General features: G+C 38.6%; 8 protein-coding genes. All 8 read right to left on the bottom strand.

Translation table 11 applies throughout. From position 1 onward, the window contains the following. Positions 1-79: 79 nt before the first annotated feature. The 8 genes from AB4Z50_RS13750 to AB4Z50_RS13785 all read right to left on the bottom strand — a co-directional run bounded on the left by AB4Z50_RS13750 (position 80) and on the right by AB4Z50_RS13785 (position 17,828). The gene (locus AB4Z50_RS13750) at positions 80-298 is read right to left on the bottom strand and encodes a hypothetical protein (RefSeq protein ID WP_441879635.1); all 219 of its coding nucleotides are present in this window, start codon (positions 296-298) and stop codon (positions 80-82) included. A 254-nt stretch (positions 299-552) separates the two neighbouring features. Then, complete coding sequence (locus AB4Z50_RS13755) at positions 553-2,970, bottom strand: DUF2357 domain-containing protein (protein ID WP_441879637.1); 2,418 nt, start codon at positions 2,968-2,970, stop codon at positions 553-555. After that, a complete protein-coding gene (locus AB4Z50_RS13760; RefSeq protein WP_441879639.1) occupies positions 2,942-5,704 on the bottom strand; it encodes an MrcB family domain-containing protein in 2,763 nt (920 codons plus the stop codon). Before AB4Z50_RS13760 ends, AB4Z50_RS13755 begins: the two co-directional genes overlap by 29 nt. A gap of 116 nt (positions 5,705-5,820) precedes the next feature. After that, positions 5,821-6,804 carry a restriction endonuclease gene (locus AB4Z50_RS13765; RefSeq protein WP_441879641.1) on the bottom strand — a complete coding sequence of 328 codons (984 nt, stop codon included), beginning with the start codon at positions 6,802-6,804 and terminating at the stop codon, positions 5,821-5,823. A 60-nt stretch (positions 6,805-6,864) separates the two neighbouring features. Next, the gene (locus AB4Z50_RS13770; RefSeq protein WP_441879643.1) at positions 6,865-7,746 is read right to left on the bottom strand and encodes a glycerol kinase; all 882 of its coding nucleotides are present in this window, start codon (positions 7,744-7,746) and stop codon (positions 6,865-6,867) included. Between the two features lie 1,369 nt (positions 7,747-9,115). Further along, complete coding sequence (locus tag AB4Z50_RS13775) at positions 9,116-11,743, bottom strand: DEAD/DEAH box helicase family protein (RefSeq protein ID WP_441879645.1); 2,628 nt, start codon at positions 11,741-11,743, stop codon at positions 9,116-9,118. Beyond that, complete coding sequence (locus AB4Z50_RS13780) at positions 11,736-13,628, bottom strand: DNA methyltransferase (protein WP_441879647.1); 1,893 nt, start codon at positions 13,626-13,628, stop codon at positions 11,736-11,738. The genes AB4Z50_RS13775 and AB4Z50_RS13780 overlap by 8 nt, the downstream gene beginning before the upstream one ends. Before the next feature lie 393 nt (positions 13,629-14,021). After that, positions 14,022-17,828: a hypothetical protein gene (locus AB4Z50_RS13785; protein ID WP_441879649.1), complete on the bottom strand. Its 3,807-nt coding sequence runs from the start codon at positions 17,826-17,828 to the stop codon at positions 14,022-14,024. Positions 17,829-17,864 lie beyond the last annotated feature (36 nt).

Here is a 17,864-nt window from a genome sequence, read left to right on the forward strand (position 1 = left end):
AACCAATTTCCGATACTCTACCTCTAGAAATAAAGACCACTGGAACTCAAATTGTTTTGGGCGCAGATTGTTGGAAGTTTCATAATTTTTTGAAAAACTCCAGCTTGTATATTGAATCTACTTTTTCCAGTACATTTAGACTTTCCTGCATGAATTTTACAAGCTTAATTTTTCCCTTGTTGATGAAGACACCCGTTTTCCCCCTATTCACTCCGAATGCAGCTTCATAAAGTCGCGCAACCCCCTTGCTTGGAGCGGAAAAGAAAAGATTGCGAATCGGAATCATGTATATTGGCATCCCCGAACTTCCGTTGGGTCCTAGGCAAACACTCCTTATTTCGATACCTTCTGCAGAAGTTGACTGTGATGACATAATTTCCACATAACGTCACATGTCATAAATGCTAAAAAACCGATTATCGTGAATAGATTGCATCCTTGACGGTCTTTCTCTTATCAAGCTCGTTTCGTTTAGACCATGTGCTTTTACGGAGGTTTTTTTCTGCTTCCGCTGCTGCTGGAGCTCGTCCAGGAGGGTGCTTCATTCATATATTACGTTGAAGATAAATTCCCAACCCCTAGCACCCTACTAGCCAAATCTACTTGCTCGTGATCCAACTCGACTGTGACAGGTCCTATACGCCGTTGCTCACGCCACACTCGTAGATCTTCTTCGGTCTCCAGCTTCAGCTCTGCAATCTCTAAAGCTCGGTCGAACACATACTTTGAAGTGAACAAGAGCGTATAGATCCCTCGTCCCCCCGGAATGATCGGCTTATCCCGCTTTACCCACTCTCCTACCGTAAACTTCACATACAGTTTTTCTTCCGTGCCCGATCTTGCTGGTCGCTCGGTAATCTCCTTGCGCCGCACGACCTTCCAGTCCGAGATTTTACCGTACCAGTGAATACCCGTTTCCCCGCGTGGCTCAAACTTCTTTATCGACTGATAGAGTGCCACGTATTCTAGCTGAGTAAGCAGCTTGTGATCGGAGATATTCTCAAGCGGTACATGATAAAACTTAAGTTGTAACGCATCATCGAGCTGCTGTACCTCCCGGAGTGATCCTACCAGTACATTTTTGCCGATAAGCTTGTTCTCGTAATAATTTTTCGTTCCACGCGGCCTTGCGGAGCGTTCGTATGCCTTCTCTGGACTATCCATAATGATTTCATCCAGGAAGGCTTCCATCAGCTTGGTGGATCCCGGCAAGAACGGTAGAGCTCCAACATTGATCAGCTCAATGCTTTTATAAAATTTATGCTCTTCATACTGCTCCTCATTGTGATAGGGAAATAGTACATAAGCCCCGAACATGCTGCGTTCCAATTCTTTCCCGCCTCCCTCTGCGTACACAATAGCGTCACGGTATCGATGCATCGTATTAATATCGGACTCCTCCGGTCCCGGAAGCTTGTAATCCCTTCGGTAGGGAGTCCCCTCATACGCTGGATTGAGCCGATACTTCGCATCAAAAATATACTTATATTCCGCATCGGAATCGTTCTTCTTCAATGTCAACACATTGTCGGGCCTTTGAGAAATCGTCGGCGTTTGCTCACCACTCGGCAAAGTGTTGTAGTACAGCGTAAAAATCTCGCTATTCTTCGGATTACGGTAAACCATCTTTGCCTTTTGCGATTTGTCTAGAGTAACAAACACGCCTGTCCGGTTCACCTTAATAATATCTTGCTTCAACAGCTCATACTTACGACTCAGCAAGTCATGAATCTTGAGAAAACACCAGTATTCATATAGCTGCGCCAGATCCTTCATCGATAATCGGAACAGATCACTCTGGATAGAGAGTCCCTTCATCAACATCAAATAGTTACGATACACCTCGCGGTATCCCGGCGCCATCTGAAGCACAAGCGATACGGAGAGCTGCCTCATCTCCTTCACGTTCAAAAAATCTAGCTTGAGCAGCCTTTGTAGCTGCGATTGCATATCATTCAGCTTCCGCGACAACATCGGATCCTTAAGGCGTCCCTTCTCAGTTAGGCGAGTCTTCAGATCTTTAAGCTTACTCGCAATACGGAGCAGAACCCAACGAATAAAACGATTCTCGTTTGTATCATAATCCACATGCCGCTTCGTCTCAATCGCATGGCTTGGGTAATAGCGTTGTCCATTCATTGGAATAAAACCAAGCTTATCGTCCTGTACGAGTAGCTGCGGACGCCTGGTCAGATAGGAAATGCTTTCCTTCCCCGTCTTCTTCAAACGTCCTGCTTCTACTACTCGGTTCTCCACTTGATGCTTGGAGTGAGGCGAGCTATTAATCCGTTCCACCGCCTGCACAAGCTGAGCGAATACATGCTGTAGGATCGTGAAGAACTCGGTTAAGCTTTGATGACGTGTTTCCTTGAGACCCGTTAGATTATACGTTTTACGCAAAAAATCAAATGATAAGTTATAGATCTGTTGATTGACGTCATTTAAAATCATTTGATAATCATTTTTATAATCCATTTTGACTGGAAAAACTTCAAGCTGAACCTTTAAAATAGCCTGTCCATTCAAACGCAGCTCCAGATCAGTCAGACCAACCTCATTCTGAAAGTTTAAAACGCCAGATAAGATCATATTGCCCAGCGGCTTAACCACTTGCCTCAAATAAACATTTTCATGGAAAAAGGTAAGCGGAATGTCTTGCTTTTTTTCGATGACGATCTCGTAAGCCTGCGTTTCATAAAAGAGCGGATAGCTCGGTATGCCCGTCTTCCAATCCGATAGTTCCTTTGTCTCAGGATGAAACATTGAAACTTTTTCTATTAAAAGTGCAGTCGAGGGCGCAGAAATTTGCAGTTGTGCTTCAATGAGCTGATTATCATCATTTCTATGCAATTGCAGCGTATCTACCGTTGGATGGAACGGCTTACCCTGTATGTACAAATTAAACAGGCTCGTTTCAATCCGGAGCAGCTCAACACTCTGATTAAGAGAGCCAATAGGAGGTGAATCCATCTTCCTCTAACCTCCGCAACATAAAGGCTATTTTCCGAGTACTCATCGGGTATTTAGCTCTCTCTTCCGGTTCATGCGCACTCCACTTCTCATAAAGATCGGAGGCGTCATCCATCAAGCTATTCACAGGCAACGCTTTGCCTAGTGCTTCCTGCATTAGTAGAAGAAGTACGCGCTTGACCGATGAGCTACTGCCTTGAACGCGTGGCAATATTTTCTGCAATAACTGTAAATCGAACGCTTCATCCTCACTCATAAGACTGAACCGGTCGTTATAGATCATATAGAAGCAAACAGCATCTCGTATACGGAATCCAACATGCGAATGGACTTGCTCCAATATGTTATTCACTTTGACCAGCTTCGCTGTGACTTGCTTAACCTGCTCTTGATAATCCCCATAAGCATCAATGAGCTGTAAATACTCACTACGTAGAAAAGCATTCGAGGCCTTAACAGTTGTTGCCTCATTCGATTGAACAGCTTGATCTGGAAATTGCTCAAGATTAATATAGTTAAATTCAATCGTGTTGGCGCGGTCCAGTACCTTTTTGCTAAAAGGATGCGTCGTCTCATCCATATTGACAGTCCCGATTAAATAAACATTATCCGGGAGCGATAGGTTTCCATAAATCGGTTGATCTACTGTTGTAAGAGTGTCCTTATTAATAAGTGGCATCGTCACGATTGCCTCACCCTGCCACTCCTGCGTTTCAATAATACTAAGTAGATCGCTAAAATAGTGCTCTACTCTAGCTAGGTTCATCTCATCTAAACAAATGAAATACGGCTTGTGTCGATTGCTTGGTTTCGAAGCCTCCACAAGTACCTCCGCCAACCGTCCCGGACGAAACGCACCCGATAAATCCATATATCCTATTAGGTCCGACGGATCACTCCAGTCTGGACGCACAGGAATAAGAGTAAATTGCTGGTTATGGCTAAGCGCGCCAAGCGCTTCTGCGAATAATTTCACTAGTTTTGTCTTTCCCGTTCCGGATACGCCCGCTAGAATGACAAATGGTTTTGTTTTGAGAGAGAGGTATAGATTCTCTATTAATTCATTCGGAAACTGAAAGCCTTTGTTACGGATGAAGGATTTGATGTAACTAAGCCGTTCCGAAACCGTCATTGTATCCAAAGGCTCGACCTCCTCATCTACTCGGAACATATATTGGTCTCCTGTTTTCTTTACAAATTGAAGCTCCTCTAGCCAATTCAACATAAAGCGAGACCTGTTCTCTTGCGTAACCGTTCCCCATTCTTCTTCAAGCCCCATTGCCGAAATAAAAGCGGTATTGAATTCGTCCAGCGAAAATCTACCAAGCTCCTCCACTAATGAAATAGCTAGATTCATTACTTTTGCGAGATTAGTAGCATGTTCTCCATTTGATTCTCCCAGATAGCGTCTTATTATTTGAACCTGCTCTGGGCTCAATCTCCATTTATTTTCATCAAAAACCAAATAATACTTTGTCCCTTGAGGAGTTAAAGAATAGTACCCATTTTCTACTGAAATTTGACCAAGCTCCTGTAAGGCTCTCCCCACATGTTGAATCCGTTCTTTGGGGTTCTTAACATCGTCCCCTGAAATAAGAACGGTTGCTTGATTGGAAACCAGTTCATCGATGTTTATAGGAGTATAATTGTTGTTACCTAAGTAAGAGATAATTCCTTGACCCAAATAGAGATGTGCCATTGTGTATTTAAAAGTTGGAGGAGCTGCTGGTTGTTGTTGTTCGGTTACTTGATCAGCGTAAAGCTTATAATTATTCATCACGTTTTCTAGATCAGCAATAAGAATGTCATCTTCGGGGATGTTATCTCGATCATAGCGAGCATATGCAACGGTCGATACTTGATAATCTCTTCCCAATCCACTAGCAGTTAGATGAATATCAGCGTCCTTGTGTAAGTTTTGAAGCGGCAAGAGCTCTCTCATTTCCTGCACCTTTTGCTCTAAATATTGATAGCCATCTCTTTTTCCATGTTCTTTTAGAGGTACTGTTACTCCTTGAGCAAGGGTCAAATAGACAGCACTCATATCCTCTGCGAACAAATAAACGACATACTCCCCTTGCTGAGTAGTTGTCGTTAGACGCTTATCAAGAATAGCCAGCCAAGGGATGTTGGCCCAATTGCCTTGGCCTATCGAGCCTTGTACCTTATAGTCTCCATTCATAAAAGGTAATGCTCTCAGATACTCAGGTAACGATTGCCTAAAGAGCTTGCCTAGCTGATGATTAGCAAACTGTTGAGTTTTAGCTTCAATGTATGTATTTAAAATCTGCGAAAGAGACTCCTGTAATGATATTGTCGGAGCCGAGCTCAATTGGTTGTTGTAGTTCGACAATTCAATGCGAGCATAATCTCTTAATTCGGCTAAAACATCGTCATTCAATTTATCCCATATATCCGGTTTGAAGGTAATGGTCTCGGATGTTGCTTCCAGAATGGAGGATAAAGCATCAATAGGTGTTTTAAGTAACGACTTGGTTTGGCCCAGTGTAAAGTCACTCCATTTAAACGCTGATCCCTGAGGCGGATAATCTACTTGTGCTCCATTCATACTGCGATCCCTGTAATACGATAAAAACCGCTCAGCCACTTGGTTGAGCGGTACCCTTCGATTGAAAGACTGTTTATATTCATCAAGAATAGATAGAATTAAGACCATTTTGTAAGATTTTTGTCGGCTCCGAAATATCGAAGCAAGCTCTTGTGGCAATGTCATATGATTTCGCTCCAAACTATCAGTTAGACTTTTTGGTTTTTTTGTGTTGGGCTTTAATCAAGATATGGCGTCTTTTCCTGACTTTAAGTGTATCTCCGGTAAAAAATAGAATCAATCTATATTGATCTTGTATGCCTACATTTAGGAAATGAAGTACAACCCCAGAATTCCCTACCTTCTCTGCTCTTTCTTTTTATCATTGGAGCTCCACACGTGCAGTTAGATTCTGATGACACAGTTAGTTGGTTTTGAGTTGTCTGTAATTCAGAAATTGTGGATTTCAAGGTTTTAGGTATTTTCTTAGACTCCTTATTCCCCGGTTTCCATTTGCCCCATGTTTTTAATTTTTGTTCAATTATTCCTCCGTGCCAATAATCAACTTTAAACTTCTCCGCCTCTGTTCTAGCTGGGCCTGTTAGATCTGATGTTGTGATAAGAAGGCTAAGAATACAATCATGATTTCGCTTAGCTCCGACCAATTCACGAACAACCTGTACGCCAATTAGATTGTGACTTGCATAACATTTTGCCTGTACAGCTGTTTTCTCACCTCTCTGATCGATGATGACTAGATCTACACCACCGTCCTTCCCTCCGATACCGACTTCACGAACCGTAAATCCTTGATCGCTGAAATAAAGGGCAAGTAATCGTTCAAATTCAGCACCAGACATACTTTCTAATGAACTGCTTAAAATCTCTTGGTCCGGTCTACTTTGCTTTGAATGCAGTCTTTGAGATTTATTGCTATTATTTGATTTCCGATTTGTTTTCCTATCTCTCTTTTTCTTTTTACTTGGAATTAGACGTATAACAACGCCAATTGTGACTATCAAGAAAAACATGACTATAATCATAGCTGTCACATTCCAAGAAGCAACTAAGCTTTTTACTTTTTCATATTGATTTACACAGGTCATTAAAATATAAGCAGATCCAGCAAACCCAACTAAGCTCGCAAGCTTTTCTGGTATCCAAGGGCTGAGAAATCGGTAATACAACACTGCCCCTAAAAATAAGAAGAAGAGGATGCACATGAATATAAAGATTAATGGAGCTAATAAACTTTGATTCATTAATTGAGCGAGTTCATTATTCAACCAGAATACCCCTTCTTAAGTAAAGTTATATAAGATCAATAAACATTCAATATTTTATTCTTAGTACGCTTGAATCCCAAACTTCAAAAGCTTCTTAGGTAATAGATCATCAAGGTTTTGGATATCGCTATCAACAAGTTCTATTAAATTAAATCCATATTTTGAATAGATCTTTATCTTTTCTTTTTTTCGTTCTACATATCTTTCATCGTTTTCTAGACCCCAAAACTCAATATATACTTTTCCAACAGGAAGATAGAAATCACAATAAACCTCTTCTTCCACTGGTAATCTCCGTTCATAGGCATGGACGATTTCCGACATATACAGCCAATTATCAATTAACATTTCTGCTCTAGAACGAACATAGTGTCCATCGGCTGCACGATGCTTTGCCTCAAACTTATCACGAAAATTAGAACTAGAAGGTAGCTTATCTTCTTTAATATCTTCCGCCGGTGTTCCTTGAACGGACTGGAAGGTTTCGATAAGCCTTTTGTTTGTCAGTATACTTGAATCCCAACAAACATAAGGGACTCCCGTTTGCTCATATTCAAATTGTTTTCCACCTAAGCTTTCTCCAAGCTTTGTTACGGTCCAACCCTTTACATTTTTTTGAAGCATTCCAAGCTCTGATAAAATTGGGTTAATTCTAAATTTTGATATATTAAAATGCTTACTCAGTGTAATTGCGCTCAATAATTTATCAGAGCCACCAATTTCTGAAAGATATTCTTTTATCCTTCCATCCCACGCTATATAGGTACCATGCTGTGGATGGCTCTTCATTGTTCCCCCCATCTCGACACCTTTATTGGTTAATACCCAAGCGTCATTTTCTCTTAGAATGCATCCTGCATCCGTTAAAGATTGAAACAGATGCTTTGCTTGTAACCCCAATTCTTTTGCTAATGCTGTCGTTGATATTTGTTTCTCGCTCATCTGATCCTCCTAGTTGATTGACTCTTCCAAATCAAATTATATGTTGTGGTTATGTTTACTGCTTATAGTCTAATTTCATTACTTTCTGTTAGGACTCCTTATAACTAACTAGAGTAAATTGTTGAAATTTCTTAAGTGTCATGTGTTACCACTAATCGGAAATCATTACCTTTGGTAGATTTCGACAAAATAGTACAATAGTCCTTCTTTGTGGACTCTTGAATCTCAATACTCAATAGTAAAGCTTGAAAAAAAAGACAATGCTGTAATCTAGCATACGTCTTAACCTTATTCTCCATTTAGCCCTCTTAATGTCCTTTGTCATTACTTTGCACACGATATAAAGACTGAGCGTGCATCAGATGCATTCAAAGAATCGATTTGTAAATCCTTGGATTGATCGAAAGTCGAAACACGCGCATTCCCAATTTTAGTTGTTTTATTACTCTCCTATTGTCTATTTAACCATCGATCGCTTTAATTAATATACTTTGAATTTTAGACGAGTAAATAGACTGTAACAATGATCTATTTTTGGTGTTTTATGCTGATTTTCATAAAGTCTAAAAAACGATCGTTTATTAGACAGTCGGCGAAGTGCACATAATTACAGAATACGAAAAAAACCATCATTATGTTGATTTGATGTTGAGTTTTTCATAAAGGTTCAGAATGACATAATTAATTATGATTATGGCACTAGCTTATGACACAGTTTCCTATAATACCTAATATAGTTCTGTTTGGTTGCAATCTATCCAGAAGTGAAAGCTCTTAGTAACTGCTCATTTACATCATGCCGCCATAAGGTTAGTGGCTGTAACATTGTAACCGGCAATTCACGAGAGCGCGTAAAACCAAGGTTTTTGTGAATTGTCGTTGTAACACCCTTAACGAAAGAGAACCGTTTTCCACTGGCTTGCGTTACCCTTTTGTTACCCTTAGCGGGTGGTCAAATTACCAATAAAAGAGCTTATAATCGTGTGTACTTTTGATACTGCTTCCCAGAGCCTCTTAGGCCGTGAGTTCCTTCTACGATGAAAAGCCGCCCTTATAGGCGGCTAGTTAAACTATAGGATCGATCGATGATTTTTGAAAATATACAACAGACATTAAGCTGTTGTTTCAATCGATAAAAGTAAGGCCACTCCGCCAATTTTTAAATATTGTTTGTTATTTCTACTGGGTCTGACGTTGATGAGGAGATAGTTTTTTTGATGGATTTATTAATGTTTACTGTTTGCTTATTACCATCCCACGAATCTCCAATCCATAAAGAAGATACCGGTGGAGACTGAGTCTCTTGTGAGTATCGTAAAAGCCTCGCAGGCTTTTTTTCACCTCTATGTCGAGTTTATTAAGTCCCTAATCACTCACCTTGACCAGATAAGGGTAGTTTCATCTGCTTTATTTCCTCTTCATTGAAGAGTTTGCCTTTGAAATCTTCACGGAATGCTTGTTTGAAATCCCGATCATTGGAGTAGAATTTGATACCAATTAATCGAACTTTGTCATTCTCATTCAATACTTCAATATCTGAACGAGTAGACAAAGACAGTAAAAAATCCTCTTTCCATTGATCTTGTTCACGCAAGTTTTCTCCTTTAGGTTCCAAGAATACCTGGTATGTGAAATCAGCATCTTTCAGATACAACAAGAAATCCGGCATAAATCCTCTAACGCCATTAATCTCGACAATTTTGATCTTACGTTCATTCCGAATGAGATAGACTTCCTGATATTTCGATCGAAGCCGCTCCATATAATCATTAATAAAATCGATCATGTCGCTTTCCAATCCATTTACAATCGCTTGATCGTAAATATACCAGTCATGATCCCTCATATTCCGTGTTCTTACCACTTGCGTAACATTCGTTATCCGCTGATTTACATGATTCATTTCGATTACATAATCATTAATCAATTCAGATAAGGCAAACCCTTCGAATACCGGCGTCCCCCTCTCCTTCATATAATTTGCTCTAATGTTTTTTTCAGCGTAGGCTAAAAATTTTTCAATGACTAATAATATTTCTTTCGATGAAAGATCCTTACTTGAAATACCTTGAGGTAAAGAGATATTGATTTTAAGATTACCTAAGAATTTTTCACTTTCAATAAACTCTTGAATACTCGAGATACTCGGCATATATTCTCTCAAGTTGTTAAATCGATAAAACTTGTTGCGTTGAATTGCTTTTTGCAACAAACTCTTTTGAAAACTTAATTGTTCTTCGTGTTGTTTAGTTCCTGATGCAGTCGAATGCTGAGAACCATAACGCTGCTCAATAGAAGTTTCAAATTGAATATCATAATTCGGAGAGACATTGTAGTCTCGAAAAGATTGATAATCATTGGACGACGTCGGAACAAGTTTATTAATGTAGATTTTTCCATTTTTAAAAAATTCAAGTTTTCGAATCTTCGGCTTCACTTTTGCTTCTAATCGGTCAAATTTATCTTCTTTCACCTGAATATTAGCTGCTGCAAGGGATTCTTCAAGATTTTTGATGTAAGCATTGTCATTTATCGTATGATAATGCAGTGTCTCTATCACCTTCAAAACATTATTCGTAGCATCAAAACGTCGAACATATGATTTTTTATTATCTTTGACAAACGGGTAATATCGAGCGCCCCGACCGATCAATTGTGCCTCACTATCCGTCGATTTCTTGGTACTTACTGACTCCTCACTTATCCTAACAATGTCAAAGAGATTTAAAACATCCCATCCTTCATTCAACTTTGCGACAGCAAATATCGCACGAATTGGGTTGTTTGTATCTTCTAACGTATTCATTAAAAGTGCATTACTCTCTGATAAAAAAGATGACTCATTAGCATTAAGAATTGTTTCACTAGTAAAATCCCATTTTAGATCACGAACGACTTGAGCAATGTCTTTTTCATGATAATAAGAAAACATCTTTCGCCAGATACTTTGCTCATTTTGATAAAGGATAAGTCCTTTTTCAATGATGTTTTGTAACTGATCTATCGATAGTCCTTCTACTAGGTTAAGAAAAGTATTGTTAGCTCCTAATGAAGTAGCAATCTTATTTGACTTGAAAAGAATGATTGGCTTCAAAAATATATCATGTTCTCTGGCAACATACTTTCTATACTGGCTAAGCAACATTGCATGAATCATCTTTTGTTCATCATTTTCATTAGCCCGCAGTAGCACAACGTTTTTTGAATACCCATCTTCCATAAATCTCTTTAAATCATATTGATAAACAATTTTATCTTGATATTTCTTGAAGAGAACGTCTGTTGTTAAATCAATAGTTGCAGTGTATTCTATTAGCCGATTAGAGTGATTCAACTTCAGTATTTTACTAACAGTATTCTCCCAGTTTTTTTCCTCTGCTTCTTCTGTGGTGAGCTTTTTCTTATCGCTTCTAGTAGATACATTAATATGATGCGCTTCATCAGCAAGTAATATAAGTTCAAATTCTTTTAACGAGTCATAAGTAAGACCGTTTTCCCTAGGGTCACTTAAGTCCATATGAAGCTTCTGGATAGTTGTAAGTTTCAAGTAAATCGTATTATCCGCAGGGACAACAGGAAACACATCTACGACTTGGATCGCTACTGGGCTTCCGTCAATTATGATTCCATTAGGATCAAATAGATACTTTGGTGAAGACGTATTAGTTAGGTTATCAAAGGTTTTTTTTATAATTGCGTCACTGTTAACAAAGAAGATGAAGTTTTGATGCCCCTTTTCTTTAAACAAATAAAGAATGGTCGCAGCTAGCACTAGAGTTTTCCCTGATCCAGTTGCCATATGAAAAAGCAAATGATTAAATACAAGATCCGCTGAATTCGACCTTTGGGTATAAATAAACTGTTGCAACGCTAGTATTTGGTATCGACGTAATTTATGACTTAAATTTGAATACAAGTAATTTGGTATCTCAGGTGGAGTTTCAAAAATGTCGTTAAACCGTTTCTCAATCCGAGCATGTAAAATCTCATTATTCATCAACGCTCACCTTCGCTTTGCTAACTTGATAAAACGAATTATTGAACGTCTTTGCCATATCTGAGACCTTATACTGCGCATCATCGATCTCCGTGTAACTTAAATACATCTGGTTCGCATCAAGACTTTCAATAAGCAATTTCTTTTTTTCTTCCAATGATAATGCTGCAAATTCACTGTCCTCGTTAGTTAATCGATTGATGTTGATCCTAAAGTCTAAGAAAGCTACTTTCAGAATTTCTGCAACAAGCTCTTCAATTTCTTTATTGGTCTCGGCACTCTGAATCTGCGTAATGTATTGGTAATTCAGTTCAAATAATTCAGCATAAACAAAGCTGCCACCACCAGTCCATCCAACTTCCTTTGTAATTCCTCCTTGCTCACCGTCTACAACCTTTTTTAGTCTTTCTGGTGTGTAATCTACTCCATACGTTATTTGTTCAATAGCAATATATTGCCTGTTCATTTTATGGCAAACTGCAGCTGTAGTACCGCTACCAGCAAAAAAGTCTAAGACTATATCACTTTCATTAGTACATAACGTCACGATTCTATGAATTAATCTCTCTGGTTTAGGTGTCGAAAATGGATTGTTCTCTCCAAACAATGCTATCGATTCTTTTTTCGCTTCCTGATTATGACCTACTTCTTTATTAGTCCACCATGTCCAAACAGCTGATCCCTCTGATTCACTAAGATATTTTTTCAACCTTGGTCTTGCGTCTCCTTTTACACCAAACCATATTTTATTTTCATTTCTTAATTTTTCAAAATTACTCTCACTAATTGCCCAACATCTTCCCTCCGGGGGAGTTATCACTTCGCCCGAAGGTAATGTGATGCTGTAGAACTGACTACTTGTCGCATGTCCCATCTGTCCTGTCATGTCAACAGATGCCCATGGTTCCTTATCATTGTCTGGATTTTTATACTCCTTTTCTCTTGCGCCAGATATAGGAAGTTTGTTTATTATCTTTTTGAATCTATCCTTATTCTTGGCATAGACAAGTATATGATCATGAGCACCGCCCAACGTCGCTCGTGAATCGGGTGAAGTTCTTTTTTGCCATAGAACATTTGCAACAAAACCACTTGGAAAAATGCTGTCCATTAATACCTTTAGATAATGTACTTCATTATCGTCAAGATTCACCCAGATAGAACCATCATCACTCAACAACTCGTATGCAATTTCTAAACGATTCCGCATGAATGTCAACCAAGTGGAACGATTAAAACGATCATTATATTTAAAACTATCCTCACCAGTGTTATATGGTGGGTCTATATAAATCAATTTTACTTTCCCTGCAAAACGGTTTCTTAGTGAGTGTAACGCAATTAAATTGTTTCCTTTAAGAACTAAATTATCTTTCTCTGTTATTTCTGTGATATCACTTTCAAGATTTCGTTCATATTTTTTTATATTTGAGAGCACTTTAGGTGACAACAGAATATCAATTTCCTCTTTTGCCAACACCTTGTGATAATAAACCTCTTTTTTTATAAATTCTTCTTTGCTCATACCACCTTCGAGAACACAATCTTTATGTGGGAAATCAAGTACTACATCCGTATTGTATCTTAGATATTTATTATTACTTGTCAAACCAATCTCATTACTAAACTTTGTGTAACTATTATCCCAGTAGGTCTTATAACGCAACATGCTAATAAACTCATCTATTTTGAATATGACACCATTAGCAATATTTAAAGAATATGCTTCCTTAATAACATTGTTAGAAAGCAGACTCTCGATCAGTTCTTTCTTGTATTCACGTAAATCAGCAATCACTTTTGTCTTTAGTAAAACTTTTTCTTCCCAGTATTCGGGTTTAATCATAAGTACCTTATGGATTTCTTCTAATAACTTTGTTTCCATTACTTCAAGACCCCCAGAATTGTCGAATTCGCTTACACTTTATCCATTAATAATATCGTATTTAACATATTAATGAACACTGTCATTTCTTTCATCCCTGATTCCTAACTGGGGTGGTGTCAGCTTCGCTGGTACTACCCCCACCACTGTATTTTATTTTTTATATTTATTATAGTTCAACGAATAACGTAAGTTAATCCTACTCAATCCGATTCTTGAAAAATTTGATGACTTGTCAGCAAATGAACAATTGATATCTAAGATTGATCCAAAATTAATAAAAATTGCATATTTCATATTTTAAAAAAGTCGTTATTTTGTTACCGGTGGCAAAAAATAACGACTTTTTCATTCTTGAGCATCTTGCCCTTTTATAATTTGTAAGAATTCGTACTATTCATCATAGATACCATGTTCCTTTTCTTTGTCCAATACTCGTTCCCTTTTAATTTTTTCCTCAAGATAAGTTAAAATGTGATTTGACCACGCACGCACTTCTAGAAATTTATGGTTTCGCACTTGCTGAATTACTTCGATTTGTTTTTGGAGATACGGAACCATAGAACCGCTCCAACCGAAACTACYCATATTGGAGTAAATTGCTGAAAGTACAGCTTTTTGTTGACCAAAGTTGTCTAATAACCATTTCGTCAGAGAATTAAATGTCCACGATGCATCATTTTTTTCATAAATGGAAACCAAAGTAGCTAATATTTGTGGTGCTTTTTCAGGGTTTCTTAGACACCATTCTTCTAAAAGATCTTGTGGCAATTCAAGAAGTATGCAAGTATTTTCTTCATCACCCCAGGAAAAGGTTTCATTCTTTAAAAGATACTTCATTCTTAAAGAAACACGGTTGTCGTCTGATAAGAGATGATCGCTAAGTTTTGGCCAAATAATATCTTTATATCGATTTAATAATTCCTTTATTACCTCTCTCATTTGATTCAATAAAGCATATTTTGAAACAACGTCAAATGAGAGCGTAATTATCTCTTCTACAAGATGCGCAGCAAGCCTACTGCCAGCACCTTCTATTTTAAGGAAATCAATAACTGTCTCTTTCCATCGCCATATATCTCCTGTAGAGAACTTATCACCCGCAGCTAATAGTCCAGAAGTGATAAGTATTCTAAATAATGCATCCTTACATATCTCCTGCCTCTTCGGATCATGCAAAGTATAAAGAGTTATTATATCTAACGCGATCCATGCACCAACAGCAGAATGCTCTCTGAGTGTGTCACAGAACTCAATGATAACATGTTCATCTAAATGGTCGAGTACACTTCCATATGCAAATGCTCTTATGTCCTCCAGGGGGATGACCTCGTCTGCCAATAACTGTAGGACACGCTCCAAATCGGACGGCTCAGGCTTCGATAATCGAGTTATTCCAATTAAGTGAACGCGTAAATTCTCATTGCTTGCAATTGTTTGCAAGGTCTCAGTAACTATATCAACATTTTTTTGGCGAAGTGCAAAAAGAAATCCCCCAACTACGATTGAATTACCTTCATTTCTTAGGTCGTTTAATATGGCAAGACTGGCCTCTATAAATTCAAATGGATCTTTTATGTTTTCTCCAAGACTTATTCCAAACACGTATCCTTGTTTTTGTTCACCCTGCAAAACAATTGGTAGGAATTTAACCCAATCTTTTTGACTATTATCGATTATTTCCTTGGCGAGATCCTTCGCTCTCATCGCCGCATGATCAATATAATGCCCATCTTCCCCTTTTTGATGGTCAAAAGGTGGGTTACTTACAATTAAATGTAATCTCTCACTTAGTTGTCTTGGCTGTAACATATCAATCCAATGAATAAGACGTGAATTAATCTCCTTAGGCATTTGATCGTCATCATACTTAATTAAATCTTGTATAGCTTCCAAAGCGCTGGTCCAAAGAATACTTCCTTGGTCAACCACAGTTTGAATTAGACGTTCCAACTCTTCGATACGCCCATTCCTTACCAATCCAGGCATATGCTCAGCAGTAATATCACGTGCGAGTTCACCTAATTCATCTGTTCTGGCAATAAAATGAGCCAGTCTAGTTAAGGCCTCAGACCAATAATTAAAAACCTCTGACCATTCCCTTGGCCGCCATTCCTTTTGTGGTGCTCTACTTCCCTGAGTCTCTACGCCCATCGTCCGTGAAAAACCTCGAGTCTCTAATATTGAGCCCAAAGCCTTTAAACCCAATTCCTTGTATTCAAATTCAGGACTTTCCAATGCTTCATCTATGATGACAATTCGTGACATAGGAGAAGCTTGGGTTCCGGATAAAAACACAGAAAACAACTGCAAGAATAGACCTGTTGCATTATTAGACCATGTTTCGTTCTCAGCAACTGCGAAGGCCAATAAAAGCTTTGAGGCTCTGTTAAATGTGTCTCCCCAGAAGCACAACTTTTCAAGAGTCCATACTAGATTCCGTCTACCCTGTACTACATGTTTTAATTGTTCAGTAGTACAGGAACCAAATACTCTCTCAATTGCCTCTACAGCCGCTTGAGGGTTCACTTCAGAAAGCGAGCGGAAGAGGCGTGAACCTTCTTCAGAATTTAATACTTCCGCTTGTCCAAAAGGGCCCTGAATACCACAGAGTTGTTTAGTCAGTTCTCGGGCTTCTGTTACAAAATGCAATTTCGAGATCTGATCGCAAAGCGCCGTAGACATGCCAGATGGCATTGGCTCTGTTATTAATCTTAGTGCCCTTTCGGGGGCACAACGTTTCCACCAAGAAGCGCTAAGTCGAATAGCTAGGGGAATTGGAGTTACACTAACATATCTCCCTCGTTTATCTAGAATCCCACGTTCGATAAAACTAGTTGCCAATTCGAAAAAACGGTCAGGATCCATTCCACAGAATTTCTCAGATACAAAACGTCTCTGTTCAACTAAATCATCAGAAAACCCCATTTGCTCAAACAAAGCACATGCTGAAATGACAACATGTGCTTCCTGGTCTGGTTGAGATCTTCCCCATAACAATTTTTCTAGAAGTACAGGATTCTCTAAATTACCTATATCAGGTTTATCATTAAGGCGTGCTTCAGCTAATAGAACCGCCATTTGAGGAAACCCTTCTGCGAAGATTGCAATACGGTTAATGTCCTCATCCTTTAATTCTGGATATGCGATTTTGAGCATCGGTTTAATAACTGTCTCAGTTGATGCTTTCTTTATCTCAATAAATGGGTAGTCTGCATCCATTTTTTCAGGATTGTAATCCATAGTTAAAAGGTTTAATTGGCTGTCCGAATGCTGAATTTTCTTAATTAATTGCTGATGTAGCTCCATTGGGCAGTTGTCGACTACAATTAATCCCTTAAGTCCTTCGGATCGCCAACCACCAATAATTGATAGAAGATTATTACTGTTTGTGGCTGCATCAAGATAAACTGTATGGTCACTTAATGCTTGTTGAACATAATCAGTAGGATCAGAAGGTGGGCGAAGTGTTTCGAAAGCTAATCTAGTTTTTCCAAGTCCAGAAAGACCGACTATCCGCGCAACCTTTTGGATGCCAGATAAGTGTTGTCGTAATGCTTTGATTTGATCGATAATAATTGGATCACATACATAAGTGTATTGATTATCTTTGTATCTACTCCATGAGCTCCATGTTTCCATATCCTCAGGTAGAGGGCGACGATTATATTTGAATACCGCTGCAATTACCGATAAGTATTTGTTTACCCATTCCGCGATCTTATTTGCATCATAGATAATTATATCTGCAGTATCTGAGTAGTCTTTTCCAGCTTCTTTTAATGCTTCTCTAAACTTACTAACACGAGCAATCTGCTGAGTAGAATTACAGCTTCGATTATAAAAAAGAATATATGAACCACCCGCATCTAAAACTTCTTCAACCCGAGGTTTTAGGTTCGTTGTAGATTTTATCAACAACTCACTTTTACATCCTGCTGGAGGCATATCAGTTGCCTTACATTGAAATAATGTGAAGCGATTTGGAATCCAAGCAGTATTTGCAGGTCCTGCCTCCCACTTAATCCTTCCATCTTCCCCACCATCAGCAACATTAATATTCAATGATACATCGACGTTTGAAACAGGTATGCCAGCCCCTACCGCTTCTAAGTGTAATAACCGACGAAGTATATCTGTTAACTGTAAATCGTTGAGTGCTTCAATATGTTCATAGGATATTTCAAGTAAATTAGTCATTTATGTATTCCCTCCTTATGAAATAAATTGTTTCTG

Source organism: Paenibacillus sp. 2TAB26, from assembly GCF_052115145.1.
GTDB lineage: Bacteria > Bacillota > Bacilli > Paenibacillales > Paenibacillaceae > Pristimantibacillus.